Source organism: Paenibacillus kribbensis (genome assembly GCF_001705305.1).
Lineage (GTDB): Bacteria > Bacillota > Bacilli > Paenibacillales > Paenibacillaceae > Paenibacillus > Paenibacillus kribbensis_B.
Genome location: NZ_MCBP01000008.1, coordinates 104731 through 125095, shown reverse-complemented (window position 1 = coordinate 125095; position 20365 = coordinate 104731). Strand labels below are relative to the sequence as shown.

At 47.2% G+C, this 20365-nt stretch carries 20 protein-coding genes; 14 read left to right on the top strand and 6 right to left on the bottom strand.

Translation table 11 applies throughout. From position 1 onward, the window contains the following. Window positions 1-82: 82 nt before the first annotated feature. Together BAZ21_RS15900 and BAZ21_RS15895 are read left to right on the top strand one after the other, a co-directional pair. The gene (locus BAZ21_RS15900; protein ID WP_068502621.1) at window positions 83-1747 is read left to right on the top strand and encodes a PTS transporter subunit IIBC; all 1665 of its coding nucleotides are present in this window, start codon (window positions 83-85) and stop codon (window positions 1745-1747) included. A 6-nt stretch (window positions 1748-1753) separates the two neighbouring features. Further along, the gene (locus BAZ21_RS15895; protein ID WP_068502619.1) at window positions 1754-2575 is read left to right on the top strand and encodes an endonuclease/exonuclease/phosphatase family protein; all 822 of its coding nucleotides are present in this window, start codon (window positions 1754-1756) and stop codon (window positions 2573-2575) included. Between the two features lie 28 nt (window positions 2576-2603). On the opposite strand, the gene BAZ21_RS15890 is transcribed toward BAZ21_RS15895, so the two are convergent. Together BAZ21_RS15890 and BAZ21_RS15885 are read right to left on the bottom strand one after the other, a co-directional pair. Continuing rightward, the gene (locus tag BAZ21_RS15890) at window positions 2604-3803 is read right to left on the bottom strand and encodes an MFS transporter (RefSeq protein ID WP_068502617.1); all 1200 of its coding nucleotides are present in this window, start codon (window positions 3801-3803) and stop codon (window positions 2604-2606) included. 233 nt (window positions 3804-4036) lie between these two features. Beyond that, window positions 4037-4534, bottom strand: a complete 498-nt coding sequence (locus BAZ21_RS15885) for a DinB family protein (RefSeq protein ID WP_068502614.1) — start codon at window positions 4532-4534, stop codon at window positions 4037-4039. Between the two features lie 418 nt (window positions 4535-4952). Here BAZ21_RS15885 and BAZ21_RS15880 point away from each other — a divergent pair, with 418 nt between their 5' ends. Beyond that, window positions 4953-5468: a MarR family transcriptional regulator gene (locus BAZ21_RS15880; protein ID WP_068502611.1), complete on the top strand. Its 516-nt coding sequence runs from the start codon at window positions 4953-4955 to the stop codon at window positions 5466-5468. Between the two features lie 67 nt (window positions 5469-5535). Here the strand turns inward: BAZ21_RS15880 and BAZ21_RS15875 are convergent, their stop codons facing one another. Together BAZ21_RS15875 and BAZ21_RS15870 are read right to left on the bottom strand one after the other, a co-directional pair. Further along, window positions 5536-6465 carry a response regulator gene (locus BAZ21_RS15875; RefSeq protein WP_068502608.1) on the bottom strand — a complete coding sequence of 310 codons (930 nt, stop codon included), beginning with the start codon at window positions 6463-6465 and terminating at the stop codon, window positions 5536-5538. Between the two features lie 4 nt (window positions 6466-6469). Next, a complete protein-coding gene (locus BAZ21_RS15870; RefSeq protein WP_068502606.1) occupies window positions 6470-7774 on the bottom strand; it encodes an ATP-binding protein in 1305 nt (434 codons plus the stop codon). Between the two features lie 205 nt (window positions 7775-7979). Between BAZ21_RS15870 and BAZ21_RS15865 the strand changes: the two genes are divergently transcribed. The 9 genes from BAZ21_RS15865 to BAZ21_RS15825 all read left to right on the top strand — a co-directional run bounded on the left by BAZ21_RS15865 (window position 7980) and on the right by BAZ21_RS15825 (window position 17742). Further along, a complete protein-coding gene (locus BAZ21_RS15865; protein ID WP_068502603.1) occupies window positions 7980-9242 on the top strand; it encodes a cation:dicarboxylate symporter family transporter in 1263 nt (420 codons plus the stop codon). Window positions 9243-9490: 248 nt separating this feature from the next. Further along, a complete protein-coding gene (locus BAZ21_RS30075; protein WP_068502601.1) occupies window positions 9491-11002 on the top strand; it encodes a methyl-accepting chemotaxis protein in 1512 nt (503 codons plus the stop codon). 130 nt (window positions 11003-11132) lie between these two features. Next, window positions 11133-11495 carry a DUF1304 domain-containing protein gene (locus BAZ21_RS15855; protein WP_068502598.1) on the top strand — a complete coding sequence of 121 codons (363 nt, stop codon included), beginning with the start codon at window positions 11133-11135 and terminating at the stop codon, window positions 11493-11495. A gap of 158 nt (window positions 11496-11653) precedes the next feature. Beyond that, complete coding sequence (locus BAZ21_RS15850; RefSeq protein ID WP_068502595.1) at window positions 11654-13273, top strand: ABC transporter substrate-binding protein; 1620 nt, start codon at window positions 11654-11656, stop codon at window positions 13271-13273. A 71-nt stretch (window positions 13274-13344) separates the two neighbouring features. After that, the gene (locus tag BAZ21_RS15845) at window positions 13345-14295 is read left to right on the top strand and encodes an ABC transporter permease (protein ID WP_068502592.1); all 951 of its coding nucleotides are present in this window, start codon (window positions 13345-13347) and stop codon (window positions 14293-14295) included. A gap of 4 nt (window positions 14296-14299) precedes the next feature. After that, a complete protein-coding gene (locus BAZ21_RS15840; protein WP_068502589.1) occupies window positions 14300-15145 on the top strand; it encodes an ABC transporter permease in 846 nt (281 codons plus the stop codon). Between the two features lie 82 nt (window positions 15146-15227). Continuing rightward, window positions 15228-16262 carry an ABC transporter ATP-binding protein gene (locus BAZ21_RS15835; RefSeq protein ID WP_068502587.1) on the top strand — a complete coding sequence of 345 codons (1035 nt, stop codon included), beginning with the start codon at window positions 15228-15230 and terminating at the stop codon, window positions 16260-16262. A gap of 1 nt (window position 16263) precedes the next feature. After that, on the top strand, window positions 16264-17238 hold the full coding sequence (locus BAZ21_RS15830; RefSeq protein WP_068502584.1) for an ABC transporter ATP-binding protein: 975 nt from the start codon (window positions 16264-16266) through the stop codon (window positions 17236-17238). A gap of 48 nt (window positions 17239-17286) precedes the next feature. Then, entirely contained in the window at window positions 17287-17742 is a 456-nt protein-coding gene (locus BAZ21_RS15825) for a hypothetical protein (protein WP_068502581.1), read from the top strand. 69 nt (window positions 17743-17811) lie between these two features. Here BAZ21_RS15825 and BAZ21_RS15820 read toward each other — a convergent pair whose 3' ends face one another. Together BAZ21_RS15820 and BAZ21_RS15815 are read right to left on the bottom strand one after the other, a co-directional pair. Further along, the gene (locus BAZ21_RS15820) at window positions 17812-18426 is read right to left on the bottom strand and encodes a hypothetical protein (RefSeq protein WP_068502578.1); all 615 of its coding nucleotides are present in this window, start codon (window positions 18424-18426) and stop codon (window positions 17812-17814) included. A gap of 13 nt (window positions 18427-18439) precedes the next feature. Then, a complete protein-coding gene (locus BAZ21_RS15815) occupies window positions 18440-19189 on the bottom strand; it encodes a S16 family serine protease (protein ID WP_256021331.1) in 750 nt (249 codons plus the stop codon). 224 nt (window positions 19190-19413) lie between these two features. Here BAZ21_RS15815 and BAZ21_RS29030 point away from each other — a divergent pair, with 224 nt between their 5' ends. After that, window positions 19414-19629, top strand: coding sequence for a hypothetical protein (locus BAZ21_RS29030; protein ID WP_068502573.1), 216 nt, complete (start codon window positions 19414-19416; stop codon window positions 19627-19629). Window positions 19630-19663: 34 nt separating this feature from the next. After that, window positions 19664-20221, top strand: coding sequence for a GNAT family N-acetyltransferase (locus BAZ21_RS15805; protein ID WP_068502570.1), 558 nt, complete (start codon window positions 19664-19666; stop codon window positions 20219-20221). Window positions 20222-20365 lie beyond the last annotated feature (144 nt).

The following is a 20365-nucleotide window of genomic DNA, read 5'->3' as shown; positions in this document are numbered from 1 at the left end:
AATAATCGTGCAACCGATTGCATTATATTTATAGGGTACGAACAACGCTGTACATACTATAAGGGATGGAGATTGAAGGAGCATGAAAAAACTTCTATCATTTGATTTTTGGCAAAAGCTTGGGAAAGCACTGCTTGTAGTTGTCGCTGTCATGCCAGCAGCCGGGATTATGATTTCGCTAGGTAAAGTTGTGGCGATGCTGGCTGGCGATATCCATTTCTGGTTGACCGTCGGCGGTGTCATGGAGAATTTGGGTTGGGGTATTATCAATAATTTACACATTCTGTTTGCTGTGGCGATTGGCGGCTCCTGGGCTAAGGAACGGGCAGGTGGGGCTTTTGCTGCCTTGATTGCTTTTATCCTCATCAATGTTTCAACAGGGACGATTTTGGGCGTGTCCTCGAAGATGCTGACACAAGAGGGGGCAACGACCCAAACTCTCTTTGGTGCAACCATTCCGGTCAGCGGCTATTTCACCTCTATTTTGGGCGCACCTGCACTGAATATGGGGGTGTTTGTCGGTATCATTTCCGGATTCGTCGGGGCCGTGGTCTATAACAAATACTACAATTACCGCAAGCTGCCGGACGCTTTGGCCTTTTTTAACGGCAAGCGCTTCGTTCCGTTTGTTGTCATCTTGTGGTCTGTCATTGTCAGTGTGATCATGTCTGCCTTTTGGCCGTTTATTCAGGGAGGGATTAACCAGTTCGGCGTTTGGCTGGCAACCTCGGGAGAGTCCGCTCCTTTTGTAGCTCCATTTGTCTATGGTACACTGGAAAGACTGTTGATCCCCTTTGGACTTCATCATATGCTGACCGTTCCCATTAACTATACTCAACTTGGTGGCGTTTACACGACACTCACGGGTTCCGGAGCAGGAAGCGTTGTTGCCGGGCAAGACCCTCTATGGCTGGCTTGGGCGAGTGACCTGAGTGTGCTTCACGGCACTGATCCGACAGCCTATAATACATTGCTGGAAGGCGTGACGCCTGCCCGCTTTAAGGTAGGACAGATGATCGGCGGAGCGGGAATTCTCATGGGACTGGCGGTAGCTATGTATCGCCGTGTAGACAAAGATAAGCGCAGCAAGTACAAGTCGATGATTTTTTCAGCAGCTGCAGCCGTCTTTTTGACCGGGGTGACAGAGCCGATGGAATTTATGTTTATGTTTGTGGCACCTTTGCTGTATGTGGTTTATGCTATTCTTACCGGAATTGCGTTCGGAATGGCCGATATTATACATTTGCGTTTACATTCGTTTGGTATGATTGAATTGCTGACCCGATTGCCGTTGTCTATCAAAGCAGGCCTGGTGCAGGACATTATCAACTTCGTGCTGACTTGTATTGTGTTTGCGGTAGCAACCTACTTTATCGCTTATTTCATGATCGGTAAATTCCAAATGGCTACGCCGGGACGACTGGGGAACTATACGGATGAGGAGCCTCAGGAGGCTTCCGAGGCGGGAAGCACGGCAACAGATGGTGTCGCGGCTGCTTCCACGCAGAATCAACTGGCTGCTGATATTATCAAGACGCTTGGGGGAGAACAGAATATTGTCGAGGTGGATGCCTGCATGACCCGTCTGCGTGTGACGGTGAAAGATACGGATGCCGTTGGAGACGAGAAGACGTGGAAAGCGCTGGGTGCGCTGGGCTTGATCAAAGTAGACAATGGGGTTCAGGCGGTTTACGGACCGAAGGCCGATGTGCTTAAATCAGATATACAAGACATACTCAACAGGTGATTCGTTTTGAAATTGTTAACTTTAAATGTACACGCTTGGATGGAAGAAAACCAGCTCGAAAAGCTAAAGCAGCTGGCTGCTTTTATTGATGAACAGCAGTTTGATGTCATTGCTTTGCAGGAAGTGAATCAGTCCATGGAAGAAGCACCTTTGTCACCGGATGATTTGGGCTCTTACTATAGCGCTGATCCTGAAATTGTCATTAAGCGTGATAACTATGCCTACGTGCTGAACGGGCTATTGTCCGATGCCTATCATTGGACGTGGGCTCCCGCACATGTTGGTTTTGTCAAATACGACGAGGGTTTGGCGGTTTTGTCCAGAACACCGATTACAGATACGGTGAACGAATATGTTTCCTCGCTTCGCGATTATGACAACTACCGCTCGCGTAAAATTGTGGGGGTTCAGACTGTGGTGAACGGCGTGCAGTCCTGGTTTGTCAGTGGACACTATAACTGGTGGAATGATGAGGAATCCTTCCGCGGACTCTGGGATCGTACTACGGAAATATTGAACCCTTTGGCCCCGACTCCTGTGTTCATGATGGGGGATTTCAATAATGCTGCCGAAGTGCGCGGAGAAGGATATGACTATGCACTGCAATCCGGTTGGTCGGATACTTATTCGAACGCAGCCGTACGTGATGAAGGGCACACCGTCATCAAAGCCATTGCAGGCTGGGAAAGCAACGCGGAGCCGCTGCGGATTGACTATGTTTTCTCCAATAAGGCCCTGCAGGTTCAATCTTCAACTGTTGTGCTGAACGGGAAGATAGGGGCGGTTGTATCCGATCATTTCGGGGTTGCCGTGGAAGTGAAGCTGTGAACCATAGGTAATGGAACAGGCCGCCTGCTTATGCAAGTGGCCTGTTTCTTGAGGATTGCGACTTTAATCGAATGAAATATTGGATAACAATCGCAATAAACACCAAAATCATATTGTAATAAAAGGGGGCGTTTATGTTAAAACGTTCAAGGAGCACACCTGCGACGAGCGGAGAAACAATGGCCCCTAATTCAGAGAAAGAGGCAACATTGCCGATAAACAGGCTCCTATGTTCCTCGGGAATGACGTCTCCTAGCTGTGAGTAAAATGAATCCAGATAACTGGCTCCGCCAATGCCTCCTATGAACATCCCCAAGTATACAATCCACTGCTCCGTGAACCAAAGAAATAAAACGATTTCCAGCATGATGAATAACAGGCCGATCATACAGAGGATTAAGCGATCTTTGAGTATATCAGATATTTTGCCGATCAAGGGTGCCGACACAAAGGTCGATATGCCGATGATTGTAAAAGCTAGGCTGATTTCTGCTGGACTCCAGTGTAGCTTGTAGGTTGCATATATGGAAAAGTACGTTAAAAATATAGCGAATGCACTCATTTCAAGGAAATGAACGGTGGAATAGAGCAGTAACTGTTTCGTTAGCATGGTTTTTCTTTTGGATTCCTGAGGAAGCGAATGCTGTTGTTGAGGTTGTGCAGGGGAATTGAAGAAAGTCATTCTTGAAACAGCTACGAAGGATATACAAGAAAAAAGAGCGATGAAATAAAACGGAACCGCTAAAGAAAAATAAGAAACGATCACTCCACTCATAAGGGGACCCAAAATCATACCTGCACCTTCACTGCTGCTGATATATCCATTGAGTGTTCCTCTATTTTCCATGGTGCTGATGTGGTTGATCGTGACTCTTACAAAGACAGTTAATCCTATAGCCACCAAGCCTTGAAGAAGTCTAAGAATGGATAAAATGATAAAGCTTTCTGCAATCGGGAACAGAAGCATACAAACGATTTCAGCGATGAGCAAGCTCAACCCCAGGCGTTTTGCGCCAACCTTTTCATAAATCCGTCCTGCCAGGCCTCCACCCACAAATCTTCCCACATAAAACAGAGAAAATAAAATACTCATACGGAATGCGGATATCCCGAATTGTTCTACATAAATAGCAAAGAGTGGAAGGATCATACTCCCACTCATGTTAGCAATAAGGCTGATAACGATCATGCAGGCGATATTACGATTTAAATATAAGTGTCTTTTCATATTCTCGAAGCCTCCCTTTGATCTTGCATCATGGGAACCGTTTTACGGATTGCTCCTGATAACGCATGAATGGCTTCAAATCGAGCTAGGATGAATATGAATAAGCAGGGCACAAGGAGAACGGGTTCCCACTTAAGATACGCGGGTGTATACCCCACTGTGCCTAAATTCCAATGCTATTATGGAGGGATGGAGCAGTTGGTTGGGTGTATAACAAGGGTAGGGTGTAGCCTTTAAGCGGGGAAACCGCCTCCTGGTGGCGGCCAAGCCCCATAAATCCGGCGCAGTAGTACGATTTCGCCCAAATGGTAGGAGTTGTGGGAAGCGATATTCCGCAGCAGTCCCGCTTTCGTCTCACCGGGGAAGTGAGCCAGTGAATCATCCAGCTGCGCGGTTTCGGCAATCTGTACCGCTCGATCTACGCCCTGTAAAAATTCTTGAATGACAGCCTGCCATGCCTCTTCGCTTTGCGGTCCTGTTTCTTCAGGCCAGCTTTCCATGACATTGCCTGGAAGCTGAGGCTTCCGTCCTTCCAAATGCTCCAGCATAAATTGCTGCCAGTAGATCATGTGCTTCAATAGCTGATAAATGCTGTAGGGCATTTCTGCATTTTTCTTCCCTGCCAGTTCGACATTGATGTCCGGTAATGCTCGGGCCACTCGAATATGTCCGCGTTCACCGACCAGCGATTTAACAAGTGCTTGACCGAATAATTGGTTTGCATCTGACATGTATCATCATCCCTTCTATAGAGAGCCTGTATCTGGTTTGTTCTCATTTAACGATTATACAATTTGATTTTCAAAAATGGAAATGACAGCGTGATGCAGAGAGAGAGGATAGAAATGATGATTAAAAAATAGTTGATAATAATTCTCAATTACATTAAAATAAAATTGTTTCTCGGAAAACAAAATATCGTAGTTTGATATGTTTTGTATATATAGGGAAATGTTAAAGGGGAGCTTTCCGTATGTATATATTGTTTCTTGAGAAACGATTAGGTGGTGGAATATGACTTCTATAAAGGAGCGTGAAGTATGGATACGAAGTAATTATAAATATTATCATGACCATATTGTTTCCTGTGAAACAAACATGGGTTATACTGAAAGGAGGAGGATGCCAAAGGAGTGACCATCTGTTTGTATGGAAAAAGCCACAGCAGTTCAGTATGTCTATGATTTGCTTATTAAGATCAATCACCAGTTGGAGCAGCATCAGCAGAGAGAGAGCATGTTTATTCTCCAAGAAATCCATGAGCATTTTGATGGGATTGCTACGCTCAACTTCACCGATGTGCACGTCATTGACTGTATCGGGAGACATGAGCCGATTAATGTTACAGCATTAGCGGATCGGATTGAGCTGAGCAAAGGTACAGTTTCGAAAGTCAGCACCAAGCTGATCAAGGAAGGCTGGATTCGCAGAGCCCAGCTTAACGACAATAAAAAAGAAATTTATTTTCGGCTAACACCTTTGGGGAAAAAGCTCTTTCTCGTGCATGAGCGGCTTCATGTTAAGGTGCAGCATCAGCTAATTCAATTTTTAAGTCGTTACAGCTCCGAAGAACTGGAAGTTATGAAGCGTTTGCTGTCTGATGGCATTGGTTTTTTGGAAGCTGCGGAGTGGCAGGACAAGAGTCTGGAATCAAAGGACATGTAATAAGAGCGAATTGCACCTGTTTAATCCTGTGTGATAGACACATGTGGGGGATACAGGTGCTTTTCTTTTAGTGTAACAGTCTTTTGGCTTCCGTATAGAGCACTTGCACAAACTTTTTTGTATTAATTCGCGCTTGGGACAGAGAAGGCTCCACATTATTTTGCAGCTCCAGCATTTTTTTGCGAATCTCCGTAAAATCAAAAAATTTGGACGCATAATTTTCGAATTTGGGATGGGTATAATCGGTCAATCCGAGCGATACAATATGGCTTAGCGTCTGGAAAATAGCGCGGCGGACACGCTGCTCCGATGCCTTGATTTCCTTGCTTAGCTCTGCCGCAGAGGCCGAGGGTCCCAATCGTTTCAACGCTACATTAGCGAATATATCCTTTAGCGGCGGGAGCAGATGAGGTGATAGATTGCCTGTTTCCTCCTCATACTGGTCCAGATATTCCAGCATGTCCAGCAGATCCATACTTCCCGCCTCACCGATCATTCCCATTTCGGAAAGCAGAAACTGTCCGGAAGTCATAATGTTTCGGGTCGGTTCCAGCGTTGCTGATGGGCCAGTTGATGTGAACATCGACAACCCTTGCAGTGTGCGCTGGATATCTGTAATCGACTGCTGCATGCGCAAACGTTCGGCCACTTTATGAATAACTGCAATAATCTCCAGCCGATTCAAGGGCTTGGCAACATAGTATTCAATACCGAGCGAATAGGCTTCGCCGATCATGTTTTTGGATTCAATCCGAGAGATCATAATGATTTTTCCACTGAATTGATCACCGAGCGCACGTACTGTCTGAATGCCGTCACGAAGCGGCATCAGCAGGTCAATCAATAATACATCAATCCGGTTCAGCTCCAGCAGGCCGCTGTTCACATAGGAGCCGTCTTCTGCTTCCCCGACGACCTCTCCCAGACCTTCGTCTTCAATAATGTCTGCCAGCATAGAACGAATCCCTTGATCGTCATCCACAATATAAAAACGCATCGGGCTATCTTCCTTTCTCCGTCAGTTTCCGTAAAGGCAATATGACTCTAAAAGTAGTCTGTACCCTACCTGTATTCTCTTCTTCATCCTGTTGTAGTTCAATCGCCCCTTCAAGACTCTCCGCGACCTCTCGCACATAAAATAATCCCATGCCGGTCGAAGGCTGTCCTTTCTCATCATACTTGGTCGTGTACCCCGGTGTGAAGACCATTTTCCGTTTGCGCTGAGGAATACCTGGGCCATTGTCGGTGACACTAAAGGATACTACATCCTCTGTTCCCGGCAGAAAGTGAATGGCAACGTCAATCCTTCCGCTGTCATTCATCGCTTCAACTGAATTGGATGTCAGGTTATTAACCAGTGTCAGAACTGTATAAACATGCAGCTTGGGCAACAAAGGATCGAAATTCAGCGTGAAACGGATGGACTTGTTCAGCGATTGGGCATATTTGCTGTTCGTTCGGACGATCAGCTCGCCAAGCTCTTGCGAAGTCATATAATGCACTTCACTTTCGGAATCAATGAGTTTGGACAAACCGGCAAAAATCCGCTGACTGTCTTTTTTAATCTCATGGACCTGTCCAGAAATACGAAGTGCCTGTCTGGCGTAATGATCTCTATCCTTTAGAGATTCATCCTGCTGCAGCTCACGGTACAGCTCGTAGCTTTCACGGGTGATTTGCTCTGCGTGCGACAGGGTTTTGCCTAGCTGGACGGACTCCTCGTACAGATCTGATACCAGGAGTAAAATCCGCTCAGTCTGCTGTCTTTGTGCCTCTTCATGCTGGATGGACTGGTTCAGGCGAATCATATTATAGAACCCAAGCACAAAGAAGCTGCGAATCATGGCGATGAGAACCACCTTGCTGAATTTGACAATGTCCCAGAAATCGCCGTCAATGCTTCGCCGGACGCTAAGCTCCACTACACTTGCGGCAACCTCAATCCCCACAGAGAGGATGCCCACGCGGAGTGCACGATAAGGCTCAGCATTAATGGACAGAAGTTGGAAGAGCAAACCGTAGACCATGTAATAGAAAAAGGTAGGCGCATGCAATGTCAGCAACTCTTCAAAGGAAGACCCGGGATAGAGGTAATGATTAAGCAAGATGCGAAAGGCGACTACAGCTATTCCTGTAAGCACTCCCGATAATGCAGGCGGAATATGACGAATGGATAACAGAAAGAAAAAAAATACAGGCGTACCGAAGCTGAGACGAAATGTGTTTGCAAACGGGTGAATATTCAACTCACCTGCCAGTGGTACAAATATAAGCATCAGCAGGAAAAGGAGTGTATTTATTTTCATTCATATTCACCTCCGCGTATTTGTTTCAGAAAGGCAATGTAAGATAAATTCACAGGCTCTACCTTCAAGTTTGTGAATTTATAGAAAAAAATAAATAAATGTGTAGATAATTGTCGGTTTTTATAGTTCAGATTGTAGTATAAATAACATCATTTGAATATTAAGAACAGCATAATGCAAAAATATACAGCCAGGGGGGTACAAAGTGAAAAAGATAAATTTGACGATGCAAATCTTTATTGGACTGGCTTTGGGTATTATTGTTGGCGCTTTATTTTACGGCAATTCAGGGGTGGAAGTCTACTTAAAGCCAATCGGCGATATTTTCATCCGTCTGATCAAAATGATTGTCGTGCCAATTGTAATTTCAACGCTCATTATCGGCGTAGCTGGCGTCGGTGATATGAAAAAACTGGGCAAGCTCGGCGGGAAGTCTATTCTGTACTTTGAAATTGTGACGACCATTGCCATCCTTTTCGGATTGCTCGTTGCGAATCTGGTTCGTCCCGGAGAAGGCGTGGACATGTCCCACCTGGCCAAGAGTGATATCCATAAATACGTGGAGACGGCGGAAACTACAGGCCACAACTTCATGGATACAATTGTTCATATTGTTCCTACTAATATTGTTCAAGCGCTAGGCGAAGGGGATATGCTGGCCATTATCTTCTTCTCCGTCTTGTTCGGACTAGGGGTAGCGGCGATTGGCAACAAGGGCAAGCCTGTGCTGAATTTCTTCGAAGGTGTAGCCGACGCTATGTTCTGGGTGACCAATCAGGTTATGCGCTTGGCTCCGTTCGGTGTATTTGCACTGATTGGAACGACAGTAGCCAAGTTTGGGCTGGCCTCATTGTGGCCTCTACTGAAGCTTGTTTTGTCGGTGTACGGCTCGATGCTGCTGTTCATTGTGATTGTTTTTGGAATTATCGCCAAGCTTTGCGGTACTCGTCTCTGGACCATGGTCAAAATTTTGAAAAGTGAGCTGTTGCTTGCCTACTCAACGGCCAGCTCGGAAAGCGTTCTGCCCAAGATCATGGAGAAGATGGAGAAGTTCGGATGTCCGAAAGGGATTACTTCCTTTGTTATTCCAATAGGATATTCTTTTAATCTGGACGGCTCCACCTTGTATCAGGCGCTGGCTGCGATCTTCATCGCCCAGATGTATGGTATTAACCTGCCAATCACTACACAGATCACGCTGGTGCTGGTGCTGATTGTTTCCTCCAAAGGTATCGCAGGCGTACCGGGCGCGTCCTTTGTCGTTTTGCTCGCTACACTGGGAGCAGTGAACCTTCCGCTAGAAGGCTTGGCCTTTATCGCGGGTATTGACCGTATTCTCGATATGGCGCGTACGGTAGTCAATGTATTAGGCAACTCGCTTGCAGCCGTGGTCATGTCCAAATGGGAAGGCGAATATGATAAGGAAAAAGGCAAGGAATACGCCGCTTCCTTAAATAACAGTCAATGAGTTGAATGATTAACGATAAAGAACACCCTTGCGAAGAATGCAAGGGTGTTCTTTTGTTTCCTCCTTTGTAAATTTTATGATTTTTTCGACATGTTTCGATGTTTTATGTATGAATATTTAGGCATAGGGGCCTGAAAAATGATTCTTTTTACCTAATTAAATTAAAGTTTAATTTATAACTATTATTGATTAAATTCCGATATTAAACTATACCGTTTTATATATTGGCCTAGAAGGGAAGATCATATATGTTTCTCAAGAAAAATGAGACCCACTCACTTGCTCCTTTAGTAGAAGAAAGCCGCAAACTTTCACAAAAAACACAGCAGAAGGATTATTCTGCCACAATACGAGTTGCCTCAGCATCTTCCGAGGTTCAGGAAATCGCAAACAATGTCAACCAAGCGCTTGAGTCCATCAAAAATGATGCCAGGCACATCGACATCCGTTTGAAGCTTGTTACCAAGGCCATAGAAGTCGGCTTATGGGATATGGAAGTTATTGCAGGAGATCCCATTAATCCTAATAATACATTCACATGGACAGATGAATTCCGTATTATGCTGGGGTATCAGGACGAAAAGGACTTCCCCAATGTATTGGACAGCTGGGCATCCCGATTGCACCCTGAGGACCATGAATGGGTATTGGCAGCTTTGTCAGACCATTTGCTGGATCATACGGGTAAGACTCCTTACGACATTCAGTATCGCTTGAAGCTGAAGCATGGAGAATACCGCTGGTTTCGGGCTACAGGAACGACGATTCGCGATCAGCAGGGAGTACCGCTCCGTATTGCGGGCGCTTTGCTGGATGTGCATGACCAGAAGATCAAGTCTGAGGAATTGGAAGCAATGGTTACAAGGTATGATCTTGTTAACCGTGTATTAATCGAAGCTCCATATGACATCATCCTGGTTGACGGAGATGTAGAAAATCGAAATAGTAAATTTTGGTGGTCGCCGCAATTTCGCAAAACGCTGGGCTTTAGTGATGAGCAAGACTTTCCGAGTGCGCTTAGCAGTTGGAGTTCACGCTTGCATCCAGATGACGTTGAAATAGCGTTGAAAGCTTTGAACGATCATTTAAATGATTATTCAGACCGCACTCCCTATGAAGTAACTTGCCGCTTGCAGAATAAAAATGGCGAATATCGCTGGTATTATAATAGTGGAGGAAGCATACGTGACAGCAAGGGAGTGCCAATTCGCATGGCAGGTACCATCCGTGATGTAACGTTGGAGAAACAAAAGCGGGCCGTTGCAGACGAGCTCACGCTCAAAATACAACATCTCTCCGATTCCATTGCCGAAATGGTGAACGGCGTCAATTCAGTTAGCAATCAGGCACAGGAGTTGGCTACGGCTCAAGAGCAATCGACTGAGGCAGCGAATCAGGCCAAAGTTAGCGCAGAAGAGACGCAAAACATCTCCAATTTCATTAAAGAGATTGCCAATCAAACGAATCTGCTCGGTTTAAATGCTGCAATTGAGGCCTCGCGTGCGGGTGACCAGGGACGCGGCTTTGCCGTAGTAGCAGATGAAGTGAGAAAGCTTGCCATTCACAGTGCCGATGCGACCGGAAATATCGAGACCAGTCTGGACGAAATGAAGACGCTCATCGAGCAGATTTTGCATAACATCGGCAACATGTCTACACTGACACAGACACAGGCCGCGCTAACGCAGCAGGTGAATGCAGCCACGGACGAAATTAACAGCATGTCCAAAGCATTGCTTGATTTTGCGAGAACGATGTAAGTTTTTGTGCAGGAATAAGGCCGTGCTTTAGGCTCGGTCTCTTTACTGTTTTTGGAAGAACCATTATACTTCTTGAGGATAGATCTGAAAGCTGTCTCATCATAACCTTGTGTGGAAAAGAGGAATATACTTGAGCATGATCAGTTCAATATTGGTTGGAATTGTGGCTCTGGAGCACGTGTATATTTTAATATTGGAAATGTTTCTATGGACGACTCCGCGGGCGATGCGTACGTTCGGCACCTCAAAGGAGCTGGCAGAAGCAACCAAATCTCTGGCGGCAAATCAAGGATTGTATAATGGATTTTTGGCAGCCGGATTGGTGTGGGGCTTGTGCTACCCGGACGCTGTGATCGGCTGGCAAATTCAGCTGTTCTTTGTCATTTGCGTGGTGGTGGCTGCGGTGTATGGTGCATTGACGTCCAATAAGTCTATTTTATTGAAGCAAGGATTGCCCGCCATTCTGGCATTAATCAGTTTGCTGGTCCTCTAAAGACACCCTTAATGGGTGTTTTTTTGCTAAATTCGATCACATAATGTCTGAACTGCTAATGACAAGGGCATTATGCAGTTTTTGATTGATTGTAAATCCGATTATTCCGATATATAATAACTTTTATTACATACTAAGAGGACACGGAGGCTAGAGCGATGCGTCGTAATTTGACTGGTGTATTGGTATTTATCGTATTAATGTTGGTAGTAAGTGCATGCTCCGGCGGGAATTCGGGATCTTCGTCTGCGACGAGCGGGAATACGCCCGGCACTGGGGCCACAACGGCGGATAACGGACAGCCCAAAGATGGCGGCAGCTTGATCATTGGTGTACAAGCCGATCCGGTCGTGCTGAATCCGAACTATGCGGGTGACCGGGTAAGTTTGACGATAGACCAGGCGATATTCGCACCTTTGTTCCAGGTGAACAATGGCAAGAAGACATTTTATTTGGCAGATAGCCTGACTCCTTCGGCGGACAAGCTGACTTACACGCTGAAACTGAAAAAGGATCTGACTTGGCATGATGGCGAGAAGCTGACAGCTGACGATGTTGTTTTTACCATTAACAAAATTTTGGACGAGAAGCAGCACAGCTTCTTGAGAAGTAATTTTATAATTAATGGCAAGCCGGTGCAGGTGAGCAAGGTTGACGATACAACGGTGGAGTTCAAGCTTCCACAAGCAGCTCCTGCTTTTGAAGCGACACTCGTACAGGTATCCCCGATTCCGAAACACATTTTTGAGAACGAAGCAGATATTGAGAAAAGCACGAAAAACAACACTCCGGTTGGATCGGGGCCTTTCAAATTCAAGGAGTACAAAACTGGCGAGTACATTACGCTGGAACGGTTCGACAACTATTTTGGCGGCAAGCCTCATCTCGATTCTGTAACGTATCGGATTGTAAAAGATTCGAATGCGGCGAGCTTGGCGCTCCAGAATGGTGAAATCAACGTAAATTATGTCGATCCGCAAAATGTGGATACGATTAAAGCTACAGATAAGTTTGACATCTATCCTTACAGCGAAGGCCGCTTGGCTTACCTGATGTTTAATGAAAACAGCGACACCAAGCAGCTGAATAAAAAAGAAGTACGTCAGGCGCTTTCTTATGCACTGAATCAGGATGAATTGATCCAGGTATCGTATGGCTCCAAAGATTATGCGGATACTGCAAAATCCGCTTTGACACAGGACGTACTGTATCACACGAATGACGTTCCATTTTTCAATAATGATGTGAACAAGGCGAAAGAGCTGCTGAAATCGGCTGGAGCCGAAGGGCTGAAGCTGCGCATTATCATTCCGGGCGGCAACAAGGTACAGGAAGCACAAGCGCTGTATATCCAGCAGAAATTCAAGGATATTGGCGTTCAGTTGGATGTGAACAGCATGGATTCCTCGGCATGGTCGCAAAAATTCGTCGATACGAATGCCAAGGACTTCGATCTGGCAATCAGTGGCTATATCATGGGCTATGACCCGGATGCATACCGTATCTTGTACAGCACCGGATCTTCCTCCAACTATTCGCACTATTCCAACAAGGAAGTAGATAAGCTGCTGGAAGAGGGCGCAGGGGAGTCGGATACAACCAAACGCGGCGAGATTTACAAAAAGGTACAAGAAATTTTGGCTGATGATGCAGTCATCTATCCGATTGCCTACACCAAAACGATTGTGGCGTTCGACAAGCAGTATGGCGGTATTGAGCAGGCTGTACTGAAGCCGGTCGTGATTTTCGAGGATTTGTCCAAAATTTATCACAAATAAGACAGGGTTTTCAAAAATAAGCTGGGAGAACCAGCTTATTTTTTTCGAAAACAGCAAGGAAAGGGGAATGTATGAGACAGCTCATCGCCAGAAGATTGCTGCAAGTTATACCGATGCTATTCTTCGTATCCATCATCTGCTTTGGCTTGATCAAGTTGGCTCCAGGCGATCCGGTTCTCTCTTTTGTTACACCGAATATGCATCTGGAAGATATAGAACGAATGAGGCATAGCCTGGGGCTGGATCAGCCTGCATATGTGCAGTATATTCTATGGCTTAAAAAAAGCCTGACGGGTGATCTCGGCTATTCGCTAATCAATCACCAGCCTGTGCTGGATCAGATTCTGGATCGTCTCCCGGCTACCGCCGGATTGATGGGGGCATCCATTATATTGGCGGTTCTGATTGCCATTCCACTTGGCTTGCTGGCTGCGGCCAATCGGAACCGTTGGATTGACAAGCTGATTAACCTGATGTCATACATCGGAATTTCTGTACCGCTTTTTTGGCTCGGTATTTTACTGATTTATTTGTTTGCTATTTATCTGCATTGGCTTCCAAGTACAGGGATGAGAACCATTGGAACAGACTCTGTGCTGGATGTGCTCAAGCATGGTATTTTACCGTGTTTTGTACTGGCCTTCAGCTTTTTATCCGTCTATGTGAGGTACATCCGTTCCAGTACGATTACGCAGCTTAAAGAAGAATATGTACAAATTCAATATGCGTTTGGGTCTGGCAAACGGCTGGTTTTGTTCCGACATGTGCTCAAGCACGTGCTGCTGCCTATTATTACGCTGCTCGGTATGTCGGCTGCAGACCTGGTTGCAGGGGCCATCGTAACCGAAACGGTCTTTTCCTGGCCGGGTATTGGTTCGCTGGGCATGACGGCGGTAAAGGGCATGGATTATCCTGTCATTATGGGGATTACTTTATTTTCCGCGCTGTTCCTGATCCTGGGCAATCTGCTTGCGGACATCTTGTACAGCATCGCGGACCCGAGAATTAAATCAACGAGGTGAACTCATGAATCGGAGCAAATGGCGCAATATCGGGATCGAGCTGCTGACGAGCAAAATGGGCGCCGTCGCCCTCATTATATTGATCGTATTCTCGCTGGGTGCGATTTTCGCGTTTTTATCGCCGCAGGACCCGAATAAGCTGAACGTACTGGAGCGTCTTCAACCGCCTGGAGCGGCACACTGGTTTGGAACGGACGATTACGGCCGGGATTATTTTACAAGAGCGCTGTATGGCGGTCGTGTATCTTTGCTGGTGGGCTTCGCGTCCATGATTATTGCGACCAGCATCGGCGCAGCGGTAGGTGTGGTGAGCGGCTATTTTGGTGGGTGGATCGACAATCTGCTCATGCGGATTTTGGAGCTGCTCATGTCGATTCCGTCTTTCCTGGTTATATTGCTGCTTAGTGTATTTTTGAAGCCGGGTGTTGGCAATATCATTGTCATTATCGCCCTGCTCATGTGGATGAATATTGCCCGGGTGGTTCGGGCTGAGACGATGACGCTGCGGGAAAGGGAGTATGTGCTATATGCCAAAGCTTCGGGACAAAGTACGTTTGGCATTATTCTCAAACACATCGTTCCCAACCTGATTCCGGTGATTATCGTAGGGGCGACGAACAATATTGCTTCAGCGATTATGATGGAATCATCACTGAGCTTCCTCGGCTTTGGTGTTCAGCTGCCGAACGCTACGTGGGGCAGTATGCTGAATAATGCCCAAGGATATATTGCACAGGCACCCTACATGGCGTTATTTCCGGGCTTATTTATTTTGCTGACTGTGCTGAGTTTTAATGTACTGGGTGATGTGCTGCGTGTCGGCTTTGAACCCAAGCTGGTAAAACGATGATTCATAGTTTTATATATCTATAGTCCATAGTACAGGCCTATTACAAATGGCTCCAGGAGCGACAGGAAGGAGCGAAAACACAATGACAGAACATCTGCTGTCCGTCGAACAGCTGGAGGTCTCTTTTTTCACTCGTGAGGGGGAGAACCAGGCGGTTCGCGGGGTTAGCTTTCATATTGATGCTGGAGAAACAGTAGGGATCGTAGGAGAATCCGGTAGCGGCAAAAGCGTAACAGCGAAAGCCATCATGTCGATGATCGCCCCGCCGGGCAAGCGGCTGAATGGCGATATCCGTTACCGGGGAGAGCGTCTGACCACCTTGACGGAAAAGCAATGGCGCAAAATACGCGGAAACCAAATCGCAATGGTGTTTCAGGACCCGATGACCTCGCTAAACCCGGTGAAGAAGGTCGGTTATCATTTGATCGAGGTGATTCGCAGACACCGGGGTCTGAGCAAGGAAGCGGCTGCGACAGCCGCAGTGGAGCTGCTGCGACAGGTGGGGATTACCGAGCCGGAGCGGCGGATGAACCAATACCCGCATCAATTCAGCGGAGGGATGCGTCAGCGGGTGATGATCGCGATGGCGCTCTCGTGCAGCCCGGAGCTGCTGATTGCTGACGAGCCGACCACGGCGCTGGACGTCACGATCCAGGCGCAAATTCTGGAGCTGCTCCAGACATTGAAGCAGCAATCCGACATGGCGATTGCCCTGATCACCCATGATTTGGGCGTCGTCGCCCAGGTGTGCAGCCGTGTCATCGTCATGTACGGCGGCATGGTGATGGAGGAAGGGCCTGTGGACGATATCTTCTATCGTCCGGCCCACCCGTATACGCAGGGCCTGCTGCGTTCCGTGCCTCAGCGCACGAACGGCTTCCGCGAGCGGCTGGTGCCGATTGAGGGCACGCCGCCGGACCTGCTGAACCCGCCATCGGGCTGTCCGTTCATGGAGCGGTGTCCGCACGCATTTGCTCGCTGTGCGGAGCGGCCGCCGATGATGGAGCTGCGCCCGGGTCAGCGAGCGTCCTGCTGGCTGAACGAGCCGGATGCTATGCCTGCCGGAGTCTATGAGACGCCTGACACGGGCAGTGCGGAAGCAGAAGGGAGGGAATGACGTGAGTGGAGCAGTGAGTGAAGGCAATCATGTAGCGGGTGAGCGTCAGCCCTTGGTGGAGGTACACCAGCTTAAGAAGCATTTTGTGACTGCCAAGGATTTGTTAGGGCGCAGCTCCGAGGTGCTCAAGGCGGTTGACGGCGTGAGCTTTCAAATCAAGCGTGGCGAGACGTTTGGATTGGTGGGCGAGTCGGGCAGTGGCAAATCGACGGTTGGACGCTGCCTGACACGGTTGTATGATTATACGGAAGGTATGGTACGCTTTGACGGTCAGGATATTTCCAAATTGAACGATAAGCAGCTCAAGCCGCTGCGTCGGCGTATTCAGAGCATTTTTCAGGACCCGTATTCCTCGCTTAATCCCGGTATGAACGTGCTTGAACTGATTGGTGAGCCGATGGATATCCATAGATTGCATCAAGGAAGTGAGCGGAAAGACGCAGTTGTGGCTTTACTGGAAAAGGTAGGGCTGAAGCGGGAGCATTTGTACCGTTACTCGCATGAGTTCAGCGGCGGGCAGCGTCAGCGGATTTCCATTGCTCGCGCGCTCTCCGTGAATCCCGAGTTCATCGTCTGCGACGAGCCGATTTCAGCGCTGGATGTGTCCATTCAGGCGCAGGTCATTAACACGCTGGAGGATCTCCAGCAGGAGTTTGGGCTGACGTATCTGTTCATTGCCCATGACTTATCGATGGTGCGGCATATTTCAGATCGAATCGGTGTGATGTACCGTGGACGACTGGTAGAGGTAGCGGATGCGGATGAGCTGTATGAGCAGCCGGCTCACCCCTATACGCAGGCGCTGCTGTCATCTATCCCCGTGCCTGACCCGAGAGTGGTCGGGGAGCGGGAGGGTGTGGGGGGAGGCTTCGCTCAACCAGATAGCTCATGGTCATGGGACAAGGATGGCAACGGTGCAACCGAGTTACGCGAGATCAGTCCCGGTCATTATGTAGCGTATCCGGTTAACCGTTAGGTTAAGGTCGGTGTGCGATGTACGTGACCATAAAAGGAGGCAAAAACGATGACTAATTCAACGAAAAGAGTACGTATTTCCCAATGGGATGCACTCTTGCTGGAATCATTGCGCTCATTAGGCTGGTCCAATGAGGAATTAATCCGCCGGGTGCAGCAAAATGAGCTGCCAACGGACGGACCGTCCGATTTTGATTATACGGAGCTTGCCACCGGGCTGGCGTCCAAAGAGCCGGAGGTGTTTGTCAGCGCGGTAACAGACGGATATCAGATCAAGTACAACACGATACGGGGGGTCAACTCGTGGATTGCCGCTGCGTTCGGGCGCGAACCAGAGCTGTCTCTGGAGGAAGGAAGCGAAGCCGTTACATCCAAACTGACGCAGGCCGAGTATGAACGGCTGGAACGGGTGCTGTCGTTTGGTTGGGGTATACAGGAAGTGCGGCCTGCGACTGGCGATACTGCGGGATTGTACCGAATTGTGCCTGCTGCACAGACGAACTAAATCGTAGGTTTTGAGTAAAGCCACTTTGCCGGAAATGAAAACGAGTTGACCGATGAGGCCAACTCGTTTTCAATGCAATCCTTCTTTATCCTTTTCATACAACACGACCAGACTATTGTGAATGATCCGTGTCATGCAGTAAAAGACGGCCATTCTGGTGGTTTGCATAATAGTTCCCAACAACATGGACATCGATTCCATATCGGAAAAGTGTCGGATAAGAATCTGGTTAATAATCCCTTCACCAAACCAGACAAAATATAGCGGAACAATCATCTTTTGAATGTAACGTGCTTTGCGTTCCAATCCTGAATGGAGCGCAAAGTGCCTGTAAATATGGGCAAATGTATTGGAGAATCCCCACAAGTTGATAAGAGGAATCATACGAACAATTGCTCCAAAGGTGCGAATCGGATAATCGGAATGCTTTTGTCGGATGGCTTTATGTACTTGAACTAGCCAGATCAGATAGGTTACAAAACACAGGTAGTACAGAACGAAGCCAAAAACAGTGAATTTTTGCTCCAGCTCGTATAGATGAGCGTAATAAAAATCATTTGCGTAAATATACACTAACGTAAAAATAAAGATGAGCAATTCGCATATAACCGCCACTGCTAACAAGGCTTGATGTACACTACCAACGGTCTTCGATGGGAATGCTTTGGAATCTGAATCATTCAAGATGTACTTCCTCCTAGTCTAGTTGCTTCAAATACACGATAGCATCCTCCAGTGTTTCTACGGGAATAATGCGCAGCTTGAGTCCATGCTCCTTTTGAACTCGGGCAGCTTCTGCTTCGTTGCCTTCCTCACCGAGCCATTCATAATCTGCCGGTACGAAAAATAGATCAACCTTCGCAGCCTCGGCTCCCAGCAGCTTTTGCTCCAGCCCGCCGACGGACCCGACATCTCCGTATTCTTCCATCGTGCCAGTGCCTGCGATTTTGTGACGTCCCCCATCTGAAAAGTCGATGTTATTGGCTTCCTCATACAGTCCGATGCCTGTCATCAAGCCCAGGGAATTTCCCGCAAGATCCTGCAAATGAGTCAATAGCTCCGCATAGCGAGCATCCTCCAATTCGCTTAGATTCGAGAAAGTCGCCGTAGCGTCACCTGTTTTGCTGTCTGCACTTAATTCCGTCGCTGCATGTACGGCTTGCATCGCTGAATATTTTAGTGTGTCCGTCTCTGTGAGGTCCTCCCAATAAGAGTCCACTTCATCAGGGGCAAGGGGTTCAAATTTAATCTCTCCCCCGGATACATTTTTGCTGGAATATACATTCCAACGCTCCAGGAGATTGTTAGCAATCCCCGATTGAACAGACGCAAAAAACACGCTTCCCTGAACGCCAAGATCTTTGACCGGATGCATCTCTCCCTGCAAAATATACTGTGCGGGCATAGGCCGTGTTGCAACAAAAGCAGCGATAGCCGGGATTAACAATAGGGCGAAGATGAGTATATGTTCTTTGTGTATGCTAAATATCCTTTTGAAGAGATACGGATTACGGCTTGGCATCCCATTCACAACCTTTCCATCTTTTCTCATACGGTATATCATCGGTTGAAATGGACAGAAAGGTTACATTTTTCACCATAAATGACCGATAAAAGTACAGTAATATTCATATTTTATGGTAAATCAGGAAAGGGGATATTTTAAATCTGATGAGTGAACAAAAAATACATAAGGGTGAATGTGAAGGCGAGGTGCTCGTCGTTGAACTGGAATCCGCTGAGCCAAACACAGTGTTTGAACGTCCACGAAGAATTGTTTTGACCTTGGTTATAGGGGCATTCCTTTCTTCATCTTTATGTTGTGGAGGGAATGGAAAAGGCTCGAATGCTAAATCAAAAATCATGCTCTCTTTTTTTATGCTATAGTTTTCATAGATCATGAAGAGAGCTGAGGTGCAGTATGACAACATTGACTATTGTCGAACCATCCGTCAAACCAGGATTAGTAGCTTTTCAGGCAGTCGCCGAAGATCAGGAAGAGGTTCAGGAGTTAATTTTAAAGACAGCCCGATGGCTGCACAGCAAAGGCTCCACGCAATGGGGCAACCTACTCAAAGGGAAAGATGATCACAACCTGGGCGGCGCTATTGCGCGGGGAGAAGTGATTTCTTTCCGCACATCGGAGGATCATGCATTGGCAGGCGCTGTGATCTTGCAGCAGCAGCCCAGTGCGTGGGACCGTAAGTTGTGGGGGTTAGACGATGCTGATTCCGAGGGAGGAACCTCCGTATATTTGCATCGTTTGGTTGTAGATCGGGATAGAGCCGGGAAGGGAATAGGCCATGAATTGATGCAATGGATTGAACAAGGCATCCGTTTCACAGGCAAGGATCGAATCCGGCTAGATTGTATTGCGGGGAATGACAAGCTTAGCCAGTTTTACAGACAATGCGGCTATACGTATATGGGGGAAACGGAAGGTTTTAATATTTTTGAAAAGAAGCTAGCAGAGGTATAGGAAAATAAAGGCTGAACTGAGTAAAGGGGTTGTCCAGAAGTCATCAAAGATGGCGGTGGGGCGGCCTCTTTTTGCATTTTTTTAGGATTAACTACTCTATTCGAATATACGGCTAACCACGAATTAAAGTGTTTTATAAATAAG